This window comes from Caulobacter zeae, assembly GCF_002858925.1.
In the GTDB taxonomy this organism is placed as follows: domain Bacteria; phylum Pseudomonadota; class Alphaproteobacteria; order Caulobacterales; family Caulobacteraceae; genus Caulobacter; species Caulobacter zeae.
In genome coordinates, this window is record NZ_PJRS01000023.1 from 153,236 (window position 1) to 169,245 (window position 16,010).

15 protein-coding genes and 1 tRNA gene are annotated in these 16,010 nt (G+C 70.1%); 6 read left to right on the forward strand and 10 right to left on the reverse strand.

Annotated features, from left to right (window positions below; translation table 11 throughout):
- Positions 1–13: 13 nt before the first annotated feature.
- The 5 genes from SGCZBJ_RS14115 to SGCZBJ_RS14135 all read left to right on the forward strand — a co-directional run bounded on the left by SGCZBJ_RS14115 (position 14) and on the right by SGCZBJ_RS14135 (position 5,500).
- Positions 14–952 (forward strand): COG4223 family protein, encoded by a 939-nt coding sequence (locus SGCZBJ_RS14115; RefSeq protein WP_101718681.1) that lies wholly within the window; start codon positions 14–16, stop codon positions 950–952.
- A complete protein-coding gene (locus tag SGCZBJ_RS14120) occupies positions 949–2,502 on the forward strand; it encodes a heme biosynthesis protein HemY (RefSeq protein WP_101718631.1) in 1,554 nt (517 codons plus the stop codon). Before SGCZBJ_RS14115 ends, SGCZBJ_RS14120 begins: the two co-directional genes overlap by 4 nt.
- 40 nt (positions 2,503–2,542) lie before the next feature.
- Positions 2,543–2,618 (forward strand) — tRNA-Thr (locus tag SGCZBJ_RS14125).
- Positions 2,619–2,876: 258 nt separating this feature from the next.
- Positions 2,877–4,799 (forward strand): acyltransferase family protein, encoded by a 1,923-nt coding sequence (locus SGCZBJ_RS14130; protein ID WP_101718632.1) that lies wholly within the window; start codon positions 2,877–2,879, stop codon positions 4,797–4,799.
- A gap of 65 nt (positions 4,800–4,864) precedes the next feature.
- A complete protein-coding gene (locus tag SGCZBJ_RS14135; RefSeq protein ID WP_101718633.1) occupies positions 4,865–5,500 on the forward strand; it encodes a glutathione S-transferase family protein in 636 nt (211 codons plus the stop codon).
- A gap of 31 nt (positions 5,501–5,531) precedes the next feature.
- On the opposite strand, the gene SGCZBJ_RS14140 is transcribed toward SGCZBJ_RS14135, so the two are convergent.
- The 7 genes from SGCZBJ_RS14140 to sdhC all read right to left on the reverse strand — a co-directional run bounded on the left by SGCZBJ_RS14140 (position 5,532) and on the right by sdhC (position 11,131).
- On the reverse strand, positions 5,532–5,852 hold the full coding sequence (locus SGCZBJ_RS14140) for a 2Fe-2S iron-sulfur cluster-binding protein (RefSeq protein ID WP_101718634.1): 321 nt from the start codon (positions 5,850–5,852) through the stop codon (positions 5,532–5,534).
- Between the two features lie 26 nt (positions 5,853–5,878).
- The gene (locus tag SGCZBJ_RS14145) at positions 5,879–7,108 is read right to left on the reverse strand and encodes an NAD(P)/FAD-dependent oxidoreductase (RefSeq protein WP_101718635.1); all 1,230 of its coding nucleotides are present in this window, start codon (positions 7,106–7,108) and stop codon (positions 5,879–5,881) included.
- Positions 7,109–7,185: 77 nt separating this feature from the next.
- On the reverse strand, positions 7,186–7,623 hold the full coding sequence (locus SGCZBJ_RS14150; protein WP_101718636.1) for a hypothetical protein: 438 nt from the start codon (positions 7,621–7,623) through the stop codon (positions 7,186–7,188).
- 116 nt (positions 7,624–7,739) lie between these two features.
- Positions 7,740–8,522 (reverse strand): succinate dehydrogenase iron-sulfur subunit, encoded by a 783-nt coding sequence (locus SGCZBJ_RS14155; RefSeq protein WP_101718637.1) that lies wholly within the window; start codon positions 8,520–8,522, stop codon positions 7,740–7,742.
- Between the two features lie 10 nt (positions 8,523–8,532).
- Positions 8,533–10,320 carry a succinate dehydrogenase flavoprotein subunit gene (gene sdhA / locus SGCZBJ_RS14160; RefSeq protein ID WP_101718638.1) on the reverse strand — a complete coding sequence of 596 codons (1,788 nt, stop codon included), beginning with the start codon at positions 10,318–10,320 and terminating at the stop codon, positions 8,533–8,535.
- Positions 10,320–10,721, reverse strand: coding sequence for a succinate dehydrogenase, hydrophobic membrane anchor protein (sdhD, locus tag SGCZBJ_RS14165; protein ID WP_101718639.1), 402 nt, complete (start codon positions 10,719–10,721; stop codon positions 10,320–10,322). Before sdhD ends, sdhA begins: the two co-directional genes overlap by 1 nt.
- 2 nt (positions 10,722–10,723) lie before the next feature.
- The gene (gene sdhC / locus SGCZBJ_RS14170) at positions 10,724–11,131 is read right to left on the reverse strand and encodes a succinate dehydrogenase, cytochrome b556 subunit (protein WP_101718640.1); all 408 of its coding nucleotides are present in this window, start codon (positions 11,129–11,131) and stop codon (positions 10,724–10,726) included.
- Between the two features lie 195 nt (positions 11,132–11,326).
- Here sdhC and SGCZBJ_RS14175 point away from each other — a divergent pair, with 195 nt between their 5' ends.
- Complete coding sequence (locus SGCZBJ_RS14175) at positions 11,327–12,760, forward strand: sensor histidine kinase (protein ID WP_101718641.1); 1,434 nt, start codon at positions 11,327–11,329, stop codon at positions 12,758–12,760.
- A gap of 39 nt (positions 12,761–12,799) precedes the next feature.
- Here SGCZBJ_RS14175 and zapE read toward each other — a convergent pair whose 3' ends face one another.
- The 3 genes from zapE to SGCZBJ_RS14190 form a co-directional block, all read right to left on the reverse strand.
- On the reverse strand, positions 12,800–13,918 hold the full coding sequence (gene zapE, locus SGCZBJ_RS14180; protein ID WP_101718642.1) for a cell division protein ZapE: 1,119 nt from the start codon (positions 13,916–13,918) through the stop codon (positions 12,800–12,802).
- 228 nt (positions 13,919–14,146) lie between these two features.
- Positions 14,147–14,668 (reverse strand): peptide deformylase, encoded by a 522-nt coding sequence (gene def / locus SGCZBJ_RS14185; RefSeq protein ID WP_101718643.1) that lies wholly within the window; start codon positions 14,666–14,668, stop codon positions 14,147–14,149.
- 8 nt (positions 14,669–14,676) lie between these two features.
- Complete coding sequence (locus SGCZBJ_RS14190) at positions 14,677–15,987, reverse strand: DNA recombination protein RmuC (RefSeq protein WP_101718644.1); 1,311 nt, start codon at positions 15,985–15,987, stop codon at positions 14,677–14,679.
- Positions 15,988–16,010: the final 23 nt, after the last annotated feature.

Here is a 16,010-nt window from a genome sequence, read left to right on the forward strand (position 1 = left end):
ACGAATGGGGATCATGAGCGCCGCCCCCGACCCCGCCGAAATCGCCGCCCCCAGCGACCCGGCCCTCTACGCCAGGAAGCCCCTGCTGGGCCCGATGTTCTGGGTGATGATCGTGCTGTGCATCGCCTGCGTCGGCGCGGGCGTCGCCATCGCCCGCTTCGGCCCGACCTGGTTCACCAGGAAGGACGCCGCCCCGCAGGCCGCGCCGACGGCCCAGCAGCCCGTCGCCGCCGGCTTCGCCGCGCCCGCCCCCGACGCGCCCGTGGTGGCCGCTCCGCCCGCGCCGTCGCCCTCCGCCGAGGTCGACCGGCTGGAAGCCCGCATCGCCCTGCTCGAATCGGGCCAGCAGCGCACGTTGGACGCCGCCGGCGCGGCCCTGGCCGCCGCCAGCCTGGCGCAGGCGGCGCAAGGCGCAGAGCCCTTCGCCGACGCCGTCGCCGCCCTCGAACGCGTGCTGCCGCCGTCGTCGGAGGTGCGCGCCCTCGAACGCCTGGCTCGACAGGGCGCCCCCACGGTCGCGGGCCTGGCCGCCGGCTTCGAGGACCTGGCCGGCCGCGCTTCGGTCGCCGCCCACGAGCCGGGTCCCGACGCCGGGGCCCTGGCCAAGCTGCAACACGCCCTCTCGCGCGTCGTCACCATCCGCCAGGTCGGCTCGACGGTCGGAAGCGGCCCCGACGCCGCGCTGGCCCGCGCCGAGGCCCGGCTCGACGCCGGCGACCTGACCGGCGCCCTGCGCGCCCTCGACGCCCTGCCGCCCAGCGCTCGCCCGGTGCTGGCCGCCTGGCGGGCCGAGGCAGAGCGCCGGGCCGAGATCGACCGCCTGGTCGCCGCCGTCCGCGACGAGGCCCTGGCCGGCCTGATGCAGGTCTCGCGCGCCCAGCAGAACGCCCGCCTGGCCGGTGCGCCGCCCGCGAGCTCGCCCCCCGCGACCTCCGCCGGGGCCTCCCGATGATCCGCGCCCTCCTCGCCCTCGTCCTGATCGCGGTCATCGCCGTGATCGTGGTCTCGCTGACCGGCGAGCCGGGCGCGGCCAGCCTGGAATGGCTGGGCTGGCGGGTCGAGATGACGGCCGCCGCCGCCGCCCTTTCGACCCTGCTGCTGGCCCTGGTCGCCGCCGGCCTGTGGCGCGGCCTGCTGTGGATCATCGAGGCGCCCAAGCGCGCCGCCCGCGCCCGCGCCGAGGCCCGTCGCAAGCAGGCTGTCGAGGCCCTGTCGCGCGGCTTTCTCGCCGTGGCCGCCGGCGACGGCTCCGAAGCCCGCCGCCTGGCCCAGAAGGCCGCCGACCTCAATGACGACGCGCCGGCCCTGGTCCGCGTGCTGGCCGCCCAGGCCGCCGAGGCGGCCGGCGACACCACCGCCGCCCGCCAGGCCTGGAACGCCATGCTGGGCTTTCCCGAGATGCGCCTGGCCGGCCTGCGCGGCCTGATGCAGTTGGCCCTGGCCGAGGGCGACCGCGCCTTGGCGCTGCGGCACGCCGAAACCGCCTATGGCCTGGCCCGCTCGGCCCTGTGGGCGTGGCGCGCCCTGCTGGAAGCCCGGCTGGAGGCCGGCGACTGGGCCGCAGCCCTGCAACTCGTCCAGAGCGGCCAGGAGCGCAAGATCGTCTCGCCGCTGGTGGCCGAGCGCGCCCGCGCCGCGCTGCTGGCCGCCTCGGCGGCGAACCTGGAAGACAGCGACGATCCCAAGGCCCTGGACCAGGCCCTCGACTTCGCCCTGCAGTCGGTGAAGCTGAAGTCCGACTTCGCCCCCGGCGTGGTCATGGCCGCCCGCCTTCTGGCCGCCGACGGCAAGGCCGCCAAGGCCGCGACCCTGATCGAGGCCGCCTGGAAGGGCGCGCCCCACCCGGCCCTGTGGCTGGCCTATCGCGACCTCAAGACCAGCGAGACCCCCAAGGCCCGCGCCGCCCGCCTCTCTGCCCTGGCCCAGCTCAAGCCCGAGGCCCGCGAAAGCCGCATCCTCAAGGTCGAGAGCGCCCTGATCGCCGGCGACCCGGTCGCCGCCCGCGCCGCCGCCCGCCTGCTGCCCGAGGAAACCTCGCCCACGGCCCGCCTGGCCGGCCTGATGGCCCGCGTCGCCTTCGCCTGCGCCGAGCCCGACGAAGCCCGCGCCTGGGTCGCCCGGGGCGTGGCCGCACCGCAGGAGCCCGACTGGAGCGATCTTGACCCCGAGGGCCAGGCCTTCGCCTACGGCCGCGAGGACTGGGCCCGCCTGGCCGCCAGCTACGCCGAGACCGGGGAACTGATCCACCCGCGCTTCGAGCGCCGCGAACGCACGATGAGCGACCTGCCCCAGCTGCCCTCGGCCTACGCCCAGTCGACCCTGGCCGAATCCACCGCCTTCGTGCACGCGGCCGAGACCGGCGGGGCCCTGATCCCGTTTCCGGACGACCCCGGCGTGCTCGACGAACCGCCCTCGCCCGACGCTCCCGGCCCCGCTCCGGCGCCCCGTCGCAACACGGGCGCACGACGACGCTTGGCAAGCGGCCCGCGCCCCGCTAAATAGGCCGCTCCTCGCGCCCGGCGATTCTGCCGAAGCGCCGTGGGCCGCCTTAGCTCAGCCGGTAGAGCGGCGCATTCGTAATGCGTAGGTCAGGTGTTCGAGTCACCTAGGCGGCACCACCACTTCCCCCTTCCTAATATCGGCTCGCCCATTCGGGCCGCGTTCGCGCGCCCGCGAGGCGGGAGCGATGCGGCATGTGCGCGCCTCGCGCGCAACCCTCAATGGCCAAGCTTTGACTGCACAACCTTTCCACAGCTTGCGCGCCGGTCGAACAAGCAACGGTCACAAGCCGGCCCTATCCCCCTCGATCCAAGGTTGACGTTGACGCGCGGGGGCGGGACGCGCGCGATCGGCTGATCCGGATTTCGGGGATCGAGATGCAGTACCGCAAGGACATCGACGGCCTGCGCGCCGTGGCCGTGCTGCCGGTGGTGGCCTTCCACGCCGGCTTCAACCAGCTGCCCGGCGGCTTCGTTGGGGTTGACGTGTTCTTCGTCATCTCCGGCTACCTGATCACCGGCAACATCTTCGCCGAGCTCTCGCGGGGCGACTTCTCGCTGCTGCGGTTCTACGAGCGGCGGGTCCGGCGGATCGCGCCGGCCCTGCTGGCGGTGCTGGTCGCGGCCACGGCGCTGGCCTATTTCACCCTGTTGCCCGGCGAGATGCTGGAATACGCCCGCAGCCTGATCGCGGCGGTGTTCTCGGCCTCGAACGTCTTCTTCTGGACGCAGGCCGGCTATTTCGACTCCGACTCCTCGACCAAGCTCCTGCTGCACACCTGGTCGCTGTCGGTGGAGGAGCAGTTCTACATCGTCTTCCCGCTGTTGCTGTCGTTCCTGCTGCGGGCGTTCCCCACCCGGCTGAAGCCGATCATCTGGGGCCTGATGGCCGCCTCGTTCGCGAGCGCCGTGGCCAGCGTGGCCCTGGCGCCCAGCGCGGCCTTCTACCTGCCGCACAACCGCGCCTGGGAGCTGATGATCGGCTCGGTGCTGGCGCTGGGCATGGTTCCGAAGATCCGTGCCGCCTGGCTGCGGGAAGCCGCCGCCCTCTCGGGCCTGGCCATGATCGGCGCGGCGGTGCTCTTCTACCGCGAGCAGATGCCCTTCCCCGGCGCCGCCGCCATCCTGCCCTGCCTGGGCGCGGCCCTGGTCATCGCCGCCGGCGAGACGGGGCCGACGCTGATGGGCCGCCTGCTGTCGTGGCGGCCGGTGGTGTTCATCGGCCTGATCTCCTACTCGCTGTACCTGTGGCACTGGCCGGTGATGGTCGGCGCCCAGATGAACAGCTTCCTGTTCGGCGGCGCCCCGGCCATGGCGATCAAGCTCGGCACGGTGCTAGTCTCGCTGGTGCTGGCGACGATCTCGTGGTGGCTGATCGAGCGGCCGTTCCGGGTCGGACCACTGAAGCTGCCCCGCAAGGCGCTGTTCCAGGCCGCCGGCGCGGCCGCGGCCGTGCTGGTCGCCGTCGGCGCGGCCGGCCAGGTCGACCACGGCCTCTCCTACCGCTACTCGCCGCGCGTCCAGCAGATCGCCGACCTCTTGACCGACAAGAGCCACCGCCAGATGCGCGAGGGCACCTGCTTCCTGCCGTCGGGCTCGACCGTCGACGACTTCGACATGGCGTGCGTGCGCCAGGACCCCAAGCGCCGCGACTACCTGCTGATCGGCGACAGCCACGCCGCCCACCTGTGGTACGGCCTGGCCAAGGCCATGCCGGGCGTCAACGTGATGCAGGCCACCGCCTCGGGCTGCAAGCCGACCCTGACCCATCCCGGCTCGGCCGAGGAGCGCTGCGTGGCGCTGATGGACCGGATGTTCGACGACTACCTGCCGGCCCACAAGGTCGACACCGTGGTGCTGGCCGCCCGCTGGAAGCGCGAGGACCTGCCGCGCCTGGAGTCCACCCTGACCAGGCTGCGCGGCCAGGGCCTGGACGTCATCGTGTTCGGCCCGATCATCGAGTACCGCTCGCCCCTGCCCCGCCTGCTGGCCGTCTCCGACCGCCTGCACGACCCCGATTTCGTCGACGAGCAGCGCATCGACGTCAGCGGCGTCGATCGCGAGATCGGCAAGCTGGCGCGCAAGAAGGGCGCCCGCTACGTCTCGCTGGCCTCGGCCATGTGCCCCGCCGGCCATTGCCTGGAGATCGATCCCAAGGGCTATCCGGTGCAGTTCGACTATGGCCACCTGACCGGCAGCGGCTCGGAAATCCTGGCCCGGCGGGTGATCGCCCAGGATCCGACCCTGAGCCAGGGCCCGATCGCCGCCGCGCCCGTGGCGGCGAGCGCCAAGGGCGCCTGAGCCCTTCGGTTGCAAGCCGCGCCCTAGCGCGCGAAGGTCGCGCCCTAGATTAGAGGGGGCCTTCCATGCAGCTGATCAGCCTTCCGGCCTCGCCGTTCGCGACCCGGGTCAGGATCGCGCTCCGGGCCAAGGGCCTGGACGTCGAGATCGTCCCGCCGCCGTCGGGCTGGCCCCAAGACCGGCGGTTTCGCGACATCAGCCCGACGGGCCGCGTGCCGGTGCTGATCCTCGACGACGGCGAGGCGGTGTGGGAGTCGGCCGTCATCCTGGAGCTTCTGGAGGAGCTCTTCCCCCAGGCGCGCCCGCTGCTGCCCGCCGGCGTCCTGGAACGCGCGCGGGCGCGGCAGCTGGTGCGCGTGGCCGATCTCTACCTGATGCCGCCGATGGTCGCGCTGGCTGCGCCCCAGAGCCCGACCGAGAACCGTCGGCTGCTTGAGCAGCTGACCGACGCCCTGTCCATGCTCGACGACCTGCTGGAAGACGGCCCCTACGCCGTCGGCGGATCACTGTCTCACGCCGACTGCGCGATCGCGCCGGTGCTGCTGGCCGCCCGGATCACGGGCAGCCGCCTTGGGATCGATGTGATCGAGGCGCTGCCGCGCGTGGAGGCCTATACGCGCGCGATGATCCGCGACGAGCACATCCTGGAGGCGCTCCTGGAAATGCAAGAGGGGATCCGGCGCCTCGTCCCGAGCCGCTGAGATCCCCTCGCCTGCCCAGTGCTGGCAAGTATCAGTGCTGGCTTTCCGGCAGGCGCACGACCAGGCCGTCCAGGGCGTCGCTGACCTTGATCTGGCAGGACAGGCGGCTGTTGGGCTCGACGTTCTCGGCGAAATCGAGCATCGACTCTTCCATGGCCGACTTGTCGCCGGTCTTGTCGGTCCAGGCGTCGTCCACATAGACGTGGCAGGTCGCGCAGGCGCAGGCGCCGCCGCAGTCGGCGTCGATGCCCGGGACGTTGTTCTTCACCGCGCCTTCCATGACCGTCAGGCCCGGCTTGACGTCGAGGACGTGCTCGGTCCCGTCGAATTCGATGTAGGTGATCTTGACCATGGTTCCCCTGCACTATTCGGGCGGCTTCAGGCCGCCACTTCCTTCATGGATATCGCCGGATCGGACAGCTTTGTCTTAGACACGGGCGTCCGCTTGGCGATCAATTGTTTGCCGGCCATGAACTCGGGCGGCGCGTTGACGGCTTCCACGGCCTGGACGAGGTCGCCCTTGAGGTGGAAGACGGCGAATTTGGCGGCGGCCACGTCGCCGCGCACGATGGTGCTGTCGGCGTCGAACGGCAGGCCGGCGATCTGGAGCTTCAGGTCGTACTGGTCGGACCAGAACCACGGCACTTCCGGCGAAGGGCCCGCGCGGCCGACGATGGCGGCGGCGGCCTGCTTGGCCTGCTCCAGGGCGTTGGGCACGCTTTCGAGGCGGAACTGGCGCTCGTACAGCGGCAGCGGCCGGTGGGTCACGTCGCCGATGGCGAAGACGCGCGGGTCGCTGGTGCGGGCTTCCAGGTCGACGACGATGCCGCCCGTGCACTCCAGGCCCGCGTCCTGAGCCAGCTCGACATTGGGATGGGCGCCGACGCCGACCAGGGCGGCGTCGCAGGCCACGACCTCGCCGCCCTTCAGGCGCACGCCGGTGACGTGGCCGTTCTCGCCCTCGAAGGCCTCGACATTGGCGTTCAGCTCGAACGTCACGCCGTGGGCGCCGTGATAGTCCTGGAAGAAGGTCGACAGGGTCTCGCAGGCCACTCGGGCCAGCACGCGGCTCTCGCGCTCGATGACGGTGGCCTCGGCCCCCAGCGCACGGGCGGAAGCCGCCGCCTCCAGGCCGACATAGCCGCCGCCGACCACGGCCAGGCGCTTAGCCGGCCCCAGGGCGGCCTTCAGGCTTTCCGCGTCGGCCGCCGTGCGCAGGGCCAGCACGCCGGCCAGGTCCGCGCCAGGGATCGGCAGCTCGCGGGCGCGGGCGCCGGTGGCAAGGATCAGGAAATCGTAGGTAATGACCTCGCCCGAAGCGAGGCTCACGGTGCGGTCGCCGCGGTTGAGGCTGGTCGCCACGCCTTGCAGGCGCAGGGCGACATTGGCCTCGGCGTACCAGTCCTGCGGCTTCAGAGCGAGGCTCTCGGCGTCGGCCTCGCCCTTCAGCCAGGCCTTGGACAGCGGCGGGCGCTGGTAGGGCAGCAGCGGCTCTTCGCCGATCAGCACGATCGGGCCCTCGTGGCCGTACTGGCGCAGGAAGGCGGCGGCCGAGCCGCCGGCATGGCCGGCGCCGACGATCACCACCTTGGCCTTCGGATCGCTCACGACCGCTTCACTCAACGCGTTTGTCTCCCGCACGGAACAAAATTGACGACCCCGTCATCTTTTGCAAGCCGATCCGGCTAGCCCGGACGGGTCATCCAGAACCAGCCATAGAACAGCAACCAACCCGTCGTGAAGACGGCCAGCAGCGTCTTTGGCCCCACTCGCCTGCGCATCATGGCGCCGATCAGCGAAAACGCCGCCGCCACGAGCAGAAAGCGCGGCAGGCGAACAGGCAGGGCCGCGGGGGCGAAGGCCGGCAGGCTGGCGCCCGCCTGCGGGGCCAGGGCCGCATAGACCTTGTAGGGCGTCGAGGTCAGCGGTCCCTTCAGGCTGGCCAGGATCCAGCCCTCGCGGGCCATGTCGCCCCTAGCCTTGTCGATCATGGCGTCGGAGACCGACGGCACGGCCGCCACCGCCTTCAGCGCCTGACCGGGCGCATTGGCGCTCCACAGCCACATGGCCGCCCCGCCGACCATCGCCCCCAGGGCTGCGGCCAGGCTGGCCATGGCCCCCATGCGAAAGCCTCGCCGCAGAGCGACGAGGCTTATGAGCACGTCCGGAACGACGAAGAACAGGAAGCCCTCGGCCGCGCCCCACAGGAATGCGGCGAGACCGAAGGCCCGGGCAGTCGTCAGACCACCCGCTCCACCAGCATCTTCTTGATCGAGGCGATGGCCTTGGCCGGGTTCAGCCCCTTCGGGCAGACCTGGGCGCAGTTCATGATCGTGTGGCAGCGATAGAGCTTGAACGGGTCCTCGAGGTCGTCGAGGCGCTCGCCGGTGGCTTCATCGCGGCTGTCGATCAGCCAGCGGTAGGCGTGCAGCAGGGCCGCCGGGCCCAGGTACTTCTCGCCGTTCCACCAGTAGCTGGGGCACGAGGTCGAGCAGCAGGCGCACAGGATGCACTCGTAGAGACCGTCGAGCTTCTCGCGGTCTTCCGGAGCCTGGCGCCATTCCTTCTGCGGCTCGGGGGTCGTGGTGTGCAGCCACGGCTCGATCGAGGCGTATTGGGCGTAGAACAGCGTCAGGTCCGGGATCAGGTCCTTGACCACCGGCACGTGCGGCAGCGGGCTGATCTGCACGGCCTTGCCCGGGGTCTCCGAGTGACCGTGCGTGCAGGCCAGGGTGTTGCGGCCGCCGATGTTCATCGCGCACGAACCGCAGACACCCTCGCGGCACGACCGGCGGAAGGCCAGGGTCGGATCGATGGTGTTCTTGATGTAGAGCAGCGCGTCCAGGACCATGGGACCGCAGGCGTCGACGTCGACGTCATAGGTGTCCCACCGCGGGTTCATCCCGGTTTCGGGATCGTAGCGGTAGATCTTGAACGAGCGCACGTTCTTGGCGCCGGCCGGAGCGGGCCAGTGCTTGCCGCTCTGGACGCGGGAGTTCTTGGGAAGAGAGAGCTGGACCATCTGCGTTCCCCTAGTAAACCCGTTGCTTCGGCGGGATGTAATCGATGTCGGTCGACATCGTGTAGTTGTGCACCGGACGGAAATCGATGCTGACCTTGCCGGTCTCGTTGTCGAGCCAGGCCAGGGTGTGCTTCATCCACTCGGTGTCGTTGCGCTCGGAGAAGTCCTCGCGGGCGTGGGCGCCGCGGCTCTCGGTGCGGTTGGCCGCGCCGTTTACCGTCACGACCGCCTGGCCGATGAGGTTGTCGAACTCGAGGGTCTCCATGAGGTCGGTGTTCCACACCAGACCGCGGTCGGAGACCTTCACGTCGCCCTTCTTGTCCCAGACGGCCTGCAGGCGGGCCACGCCGCTGTCCAGGCTTTCGCCGGTGCGGAACACGGCGGCGTCTTCCTGCATCGCCTTCTGCATTTCGAGGCGCAGTTCGGCGGTCGGGGTCGAGCCGTTGGCGTTGCGCATGCGGTCGAAGCGCTCGATGTGCGCTTCGGTCTGGCTGGCCTTCAGTTCCGGCTGCTTGGCGCCCGGGACCAGGGTCTCGGCGCAGCGCAGGCCGGCCGCGCGGCCGAACACCACCAGATCGATCAGCGAGTTCGAACCCAGGCGGTTGGCGCCGTGCACCGACACGCAGGCGGCTTCACCCACGGCCATCAGGCCCGGGATCACCTGGTCGGGATTGTCGCCGGCCTTGGTCACCACTTCGCCGTGGTAGTTCGTCGGAATGCCGCCCATGTTGTAGTGGACGGTCGGCAGCACCGGGATCGGGGCCTTGGTCACGTCGACGCCGGCGAACACCTTCGCCGTCTCCGAGATGCCCGGCAGGCGCTCGGCCAGGATCTTCGGATCCAGGTGGTCGAGGTGCAGGAAGATGTGGTCCTTGTTGGGACCAACGCCGCGGCCTTCGCGGATCTCGATGGTCATCGCGCGGCTGACCATGTCGCGGGGCGCCAGGTCCTTAACCGACGGGGCGTAGCGCTCCATGAAGCGCTCGCCTTCCGAGTTGGTCAGGTAGCCGCCTTCGCCGCGGGCGCCTTCGGTGATCAGGCAGCCGGCGCCGTAGATGCCGGTGGGGTGGAACTGCACGAATTCCATGTCCTGCAGCGGCAGGCCGGCGCGCAGCGCCATGGCGTTGCCGTCGCCCGTGCAGGTGTGGGCCGAGGTGGCCGAGAAGTAGGCCCGGCCATAGCCGCCGGTAGCCAGGATCACGGTCTGGGCCTGGAAGCGGTGCAGGGTGCCGTCGTCGAGCTTCCACGCGGTCACGCCGCGGCAGGCGCCGTCTTCCATGATCAGGTCGAGGGCGAAGTACTCGATGAAGAACTCGGTGTCGTGGGCCAGCGACTGGCCGTACATCGTGTGCAGCATGGCGTGACCGGTGCGGTCGGCCGCGGCGCAGGTGCGCTGGATCGGGCCTTCGCCGAAGTTCTTGGTCATGCCGCCGAAGGCGCGCTGGTAGATCTTGCCCTCGGCCGTGCGCGAGAACGGCACGCCCCAGTGCTCGAGTTCATAGACCGCCGCCGGAGCGTTGCGGGTCAGGTACTCGATGGCGTCCTGGTCGCCCAGCCAGTCCGAACCCTTGACGGTGTCGAACATGTGCCAGCGCCAGTCGTCCTGGCCCATGTTGCCGAGCGAGGCCGAGATGCCGCCCTGGGCCGCCACGGTGTGGCTGCGGGTCGGGAACACCTTGGTGATGCAGGCGGTCTTGAGGCCGGCTTGCGCGGCGCCGAGCGCGGCGCGGAGGCCCGAGCCGCCGGCGCCCACGACGACGACGTCGAACTTGTGGTCGATGAACGTATAGGCCGACATCAAAGGGCTCCGGTGAAGGCGATCTTCAGGATCGAGACGATCCCGGCGGCGCCCGCGAGCATGCAGACGAAGAGGTTGCCGATGACGAGGGCGGCCTTCGGGGCGAACGCCTCGACATAGTCCTCGATGACCACCTGGATGGCGTTCTTCAGGTGAACCAGCAGCGCGATGAACAGCAGCGACAGCAGGACGGCGTTGATCGGGATCGCCACCCAGGCGGCGACGGTGTCGAAGTCCGAACCGGCCAGGCGGATGCCGGCGAAGGCGCCCCAGATGAACAGCGGCACGAGGGCGAGGCCCGAGACGCGCTCGGAGATGAAGTGGCCCACGCCATGGTGCGAGGCGCCCAGGCCGCGCGCGCGCGACAGCGGGGTGCGGAATTGGCTCTTGGAGGTGCTCATGGTCAGATCGCTCCGGTCGCGAGGGCGATGATCCAGGTGACGACGGCGGCGGCGACCGCGAACGCGATCACGACCACGCCGGTCAGGTTGGCCGTCTTCGGATCGAAGCCCTTGCCCAGGTCCCAGAAGCTCTGACGGACGATGTAGGCGACGTTGTAGAAGACCGCGACCGTGATGCCGAACAGCACCAGCTTGCCCAGCGGCGAGCCCAGCACGTCGGTGTAGCAGGCGTAGTGGTCGGGGCCCGAGGCCAGGGCCAGGGCCCAGCCGGCCAGCAGGAGGACGCCGACATAGAGGGCGAACAGGCTGGCGCGGTGCAGGATCGAGCACGCCATGGTGATGTGCCAGCGCCAGACCTGGAGGTGCGGCGACAGCGGACGCTCAGGGAGCCCCCGGCTCGTCTCGGTCATTTTTACGTCCAACCTGTGGATTTGTGCGTTGCGGGACGCTTTTAAGCGCGAGCGCCGGGGTGTCAACGAAACGGCCGTTACTTGAGATACGTTCGCATTTCACCCGACGGGAGAATGAAGGAACCTCTCTAGCAAAGCTTGCGTTATCGCTGGCTGTTGAGCGGGGGATGACCTTCAGGCGATGACATTCAGGCGATGACTGGGCCGATCGATTTCGCGACGGTGTTCGATCGTCTGCCGACGCCATACATGATGCTGGACCGCGACCTGCGGTACGTGGCCGCCAACCAGGCCTATCTGAGCGCCGTCGCCCGTCCGTGGGAAAGCATCGCCGGCGTCCACGTGTTCGAGGCCTTCCCCGCCGAGGGCGAGTCGCGCGCCCGTCTCGAGGAGTCGCTGCTGCGGGCCCGCGACAGCGGCAAGGTCGACCACCTGCCGCTGATCCCCTACGCCATCGAGCGCCCCGACCACCTGGGCGGCGGGTTCGAGGACCGCATCTGGAGCGCCACCCACACCCCGATTCCCGGTCCCGACGGCAGGACCGCCTACATCGTCCAGCACACCCAGGACGTCACCGCCATCCAGCGCCTGAAGGAGGTGGCGTTCGGCCGGGGCGAGATGGCCATGCTTCAGGACGACGTGCTGCTGCGGGCCGGGGCGGCCGGGGCCCAGAACGACGACCTGCGGCGCCTGTTCATGCAGGCCCCCAGCTTCATGGCCGTGCTCCGCGGGCCCGAGCACCGCTTCGACCTGGTCAACAACGCCTACACCCAGCTGATCGGCTGGCGCGACGTAGTCGGCCTGCCGCTGCGCGAGGCCCTGCCAGAGGTCGTGGAGCAAGGCTTCGTGACCCTGCTCGACCGGGTGACCGCCACGGCCGAGGCCTTCATCGGCCGCGAGATCAAGATCGCGTTGCAGCGCAAGCCTGACGGGCCGCTGGAGGACCGCTTCCTCGACTTCATCTACCAGCCGATCATAGAGCCGGACGGCTCGGTCTCCGGCGTGCTGGTCGAGGGTTCGGACGTTACGGACAAGGTGCTGGCCGGCGAGCAGCAGCGCCTGCTGCTCGACGAGCTGAACCATCGCGTCAAGAACACCCTGGCCACGGTGCAGGCCATCGCCCGCCAGACCCTGCGCGGCGCCCTGACGCCGGAGGCCTTCGCCCGCGCCTTCGAAGCCCGGCTGCTGGCGCTGTCGCAGACCCACAACGCCCTGACCGACAGCCAGTGGGCGGGCGCGGGCCTGCGCCAGATCCTCGGGCAGGAACTGGCGCCCTACGATCCGGCGCGCATCGTCATGGACGGCCCAGACCTCAACCTGCCCGCCCGCGTGGCCCTGTCGCTGGGCATGGTGTTCCACGAACTGGCCACCAACGCCGCCAAGTACGGCGCGCTGAGCACCGAGACCGGCCGCCTGCTGCTGACCTGGCGCGAGGAGCCGCCGGGCATGCTGAGCTTCGAATGGCGCGAGGCCGGCGGCCCGCCCGTGTCCGCCCCCAGCCGCCGGGGCTTCGGCTCGCGCCTGATCGAACGCAGCATCGGCGCTGAGCTGCGCGGGCAGGTGGCGATCGACTACGCGCTGGAAGGGCTGGCCTGCCGGTTCACGGTGTCGCTGGATAGGGTGTTCTGAAAAATCGGACCCTCTCCCTATGGAAGAGGGGTTTGGAGTCTAGTCCCGCACCCGCCCCACATAGTCCGCCGAACGCATCTCCTGCAGGCGCGAGACCGTGCGCTCGAACTCGAACGAGCCGTCGCCGGCCGGGTACAGCGCCTCGGGCTCGCCGGCGGCCAGGGCCACCAGCTTGGCGTCGGCCTCGTAGAGGGCGTCGATCAGGGTGTTGAAGCGCTTGGCCGCGTCGCGCTTCTCCGGGACGAGCAGCGGAATGTCTTCCAGGAAGATGGTGTGGAAGCGCTCGGCCAGGGCCAGGTAGTCCTGCGGCCCCAGCGCCTGCTGGCACAGGCTGGCGAACGAGCTGCGCACCAGGCCGCCGGCGGCGCGCGGCAGGCGCAGCTTGCGGCCCATCACCTCCAGGGTCGCGCCGGTCTCCTCGGCGCCGCCCAGCATGTCGAACCAGAGCTTGTCGAACTCGGCCTCGGCAGCCTTGTCGACCGGCGACAGCCAGGTGCGGCCGGCCCGCAGGCGGTCGAGGCGGAAGTCGACCGGCCCACGCACGGCCACCACCTCCATCTTCTCCTTCAGCATGGCGATGAAGGGGGTGAAGAGCTGGCGGTTGAGGCCGTCCTTGTAGAGGTCGTCGGGCGGGCGGTTGGAGGTGGCGACCAGCGTGACCCCCTCGGCGAACAGCGCCTCGAACAGCCGCCCCAGGATCATGGCGTCGGCGATGTCGGTGACCTGCAACTCGTCGAAGCAGAGCAGCCTCGCCTCGCCGGCGATGAACTCGGCGGTCGGCGCGATCGGGTCGTCGCCCTTGTGGCGGCCGAAGCGCGCTTTCCGCTCAGAAGCATCGCCCTTGCGCCAGGCGTCGATGTGGCCGTGCACCTCGGCCATGAAGACGTGGAAGTGGACGCGGCGCTTGCGGTGCACCGGTGCGCTGTCGAAGAACAGGTCCATGACCATCGACTTGCCGCGCCCGACCGGGCCCCAGATGTAGAGCCCGCGCTGGCTCTTGGGCTTGCGGCCGAAGAACGAGAAGCTGGGCTCGCCGGCGTTGTCGAGGTCGGACTCGAGACGGGCCAGGGCGTCGATGGCGGCGGCCTGGGCGACGTCGGGACGGATCTCGCCGGCGGCGAGACGCTCCCGATAGGCGGTGCGTACGGACTGGGGCATCGGGATGCGGGTTAGCGCGGGAAGCTGCGCGGGGGAACCCTCTCCCTGAAGGGAGAGATGGCGGCGAAGCCGACGGAGAGGGGTGTGGTGCGATGATCGACCGGTTCAGCGGCAGCTGAAAACGTTCCCCCTCCGGCCCTGCGGGCCACCTCCCCCAGAGGGGGAGGATCAAAGAAAAAGCCCCGGTCTTTGGGGCCGGGGCTCTTCTGAAACTCGATATGGCGGCGGTCAGGCCACCCGGGCGACCTTCTTGGCCTTGGCCATCGCCCGGTCGCGGCGCAGGCGAGACAGGTGGTCGATGAACAGCACGCCTTCCAGGTGATCCATCTCGTGCTGGATGCAGACGGCGAACAGGCCCTCGGCCTCTTCTTCGACCTTCTCGCCCTGATAGTTCAGGTAGCGCACCTTGATGCGGGCCGGGCGTTCGACGGCGTCGAAATATTCCGGCACCGACAGGCAGCCCTCTTCGTAGACGAACAGCTCTTCCGACGGATCGAACAGCTCGGGATTGATGAAGTAGCGCGGCGCCGGCTCCTCGTCCTCGCGGGCCAGGTCCATGACGATGATGCGCACGGGCTCGCCGATCTGCACGGCGGCCAGGCCGATGCCGGGCGCGTCGTACATGGTCTCCAGCATGTCATCCATCAGGGCGCGCACCTCGTCGGTGACGGCCTCGACGGGCGTGGAGATCTTCTTCAGCGTCGCCAGGTCGGCGGCGTTATCGATGGTGAGGATGCGACGGATAGCCATAACGGGACTCAGGTAGGCGTCCCGTTTCCAAGGGTCAAGGCGGGGTTTTGTCCCACCCCGTCGCCAGAACCGTTTGAGGCGTCTGAGATTTCCAGCTTGGTGACCGGCCGCACGGCGGTGTCGACGCCGGCCAGTTCCTCGATGCCCTTGCCGCCGTGCTCGACCTTCAGCTTCTCGAACTCGCGGGCCTTGGGCAGCACCCGGCTTTCCAGCGAGCCGACGAAGGCGTTGTACTTGTCGACGGCGGCCGACAGCGAGCGGCCCATGCCGGCCACGTGGCCGCCCATGTCGGCGACGCGCTTGTAGAGCTCGCGGCCCAGGGCGGCGACCTCGACGGCGTTCTTGGCCTGCTCCTCGACGCGCCAGCCGTAGGACACGGCCTTGCAGAGGGCGAACAGGGTCGAGGGCGTGGCGATGATCACCCGCTTTTCCATCGCCTCGGTCATCAACTCGGGCGCGCGCTCCAGGGCGGCGGCCAGGATGCCGTCGCCGGGCACGAACATCGCCACGAAGTCGGGCGAGACCTCCAGGGCGTCCCAATAGGCCTTGGCCGACAGCGACTGGATGTGGGCGCGCAAGCTTGCGGCGTGGCGCAGATAGGCGGCCTCGCGGGTGACGTCGTCAGGCGCGTCCTGGGCTTCCAGATAGGCGTTCAGAGAGCACTTGGCGTCGATGACGAAGGCGGCGTTGCGCGGCATGCGCACCACCACGTCGGGACGCACGCGGCCGCCGTCCAGCGACACCTGCTCGGTGAAGTCGACGCCGTGCTTGAGGCCGGCCATCTCCAACACGTTGCGCAGCATCTGCTCGCCCCAGCGACCCTGCACGCCTGCCCCGCGGCGCAGGGCGGCCGACAGCTTGCGGGCCTCGGCCTGGGTGGCGGTCGAGGCCTCCATCAGGGCGGCGATCTGGGCCTTGAGGCCGCCGGTCTCCTCGGCGCGCACCTTCTCGACGGCGGTGACCTGGGCCTCGAACTTGGCCAGGGTCTCGGCCACCGGCTTCAGTTGGGCCTCGAGGCGCGCGTGGGTCAGCTGGTCGCGGCTCTTGGCGTTCTCGTCGGCCCGCTTGATCAGCTGCTCGGCCACGGCCTGGGCGCTCTTTTCGGCCTGGGCGCGGATCAGTTCGATCTGGGTGGCCGACTGGTCTTCCAGCATGCGGTGGCGCTCCAGCGCCTGCTCCAGCTGGGCGCTCAGCCGCCAGGTCTCCTGCTGGGCGGCGGCCGCCTTGCGCTGCGCCACGATCGCCCACACCAACGCGCCAGCGGCGGCAAGCAAAAACACCAGGGCGAGGATCAGGTAGGGGTCGACGGCGTCGTTCATGCTCCGTTCTTAGACGGAATCGG

Excerpts from the sequence above, each read along its gene's own strand:
- SGCZBJ_RS14115 (WP_101718681.1), top strand. The coding sequence starts at position 14 with ATGAGCGCCGCCCCCGACCCCGCCGAAATCGCCGCCCCCAGCGACCCG.
- SGCZBJ_RS14120 (WP_101718631.1), top strand. The coding sequence starts at position 949 with ATGATCCGCGCCCTCCTCGCCCTCGTCCTGATCGCGGTCATCGCCGTG.
- SGCZBJ_RS14130 (WP_101718632.1), top strand. The coding sequence starts at position 2,877 with ATGCAGTACCGCAAGGACATCGACGGCCTGCGCGCCGTGGCCGTGCTG.
- SGCZBJ_RS14135 (WP_101718633.1), top strand. The coding sequence starts at position 4,865 with ATGCAGCTGATCAGCCTTCCGGCCTCGCCGTTCGCGACCCGGGTCAGG.
- SGCZBJ_RS14140 (WP_101718634.1), bottom strand. The coding sequence starts at position 5,852 with ATGGTCAAGATCACCTACATCGAATTCGACGGGACCGAGCACGTCCTC.
- SGCZBJ_RS14150 (WP_101718636.1), bottom strand. The coding sequence starts at position 7,623 with ATGGGGGCCATGGCCAGCCTGGCCGCAGCCCTGGGGGCGATGGTCGGC.
- SGCZBJ_RS14155 (WP_101718637.1), bottom strand. The coding sequence starts at position 8,522 with ATGGTCCAGCTCTCTCTTCCCAAGAACTCCCGCGTCCAGAGCGGCAAG.
- sdhA (WP_101718638.1), bottom strand. The coding sequence starts at position 10,320 with ATGTCGGCCTATACGTTCATCGACCACAAGTTCGACGTCGTCGTCGTG.
- sdhD (WP_101718639.1), bottom strand. The coding sequence starts at position 10,721 with ATGAGCACCTCCAAGAGCCAATTCCGCACCCCGCTGTCGCGCGCGCGC.
- sdhC (WP_101718640.1), bottom strand. The coding sequence starts at position 11,131 with ATGACCGAGACGAGCCGGGGGCTCCCTGAGCGTCCGCTGTCGCCGCAC.
- SGCZBJ_RS14175 (WP_101718641.1), top strand. The coding sequence starts at position 11,327 with ATGACTGGGCCGATCGATTTCGCGACGGTGTTCGATCGTCTGCCGACG.
- zapE (WP_101718642.1), bottom strand. The coding sequence starts at position 13,918 with ATGCCCCAGTCCGTACGCACCGCCTATCGGGAGCGTCTCGCCGCCGGC.
- def (WP_101718643.1), bottom strand. The coding sequence starts at position 14,668 with ATGGCTATCCGTCGCATCCTCACCATCGATAACGCCGCCGACCTGGCG.
- SGCZBJ_RS14190 (WP_101718644.1), bottom strand. The coding sequence starts at position 15,987 with ATGAACGACGCCGTCGACCCCTACCTGATCCTCGCCCTGGTGTTTTTG.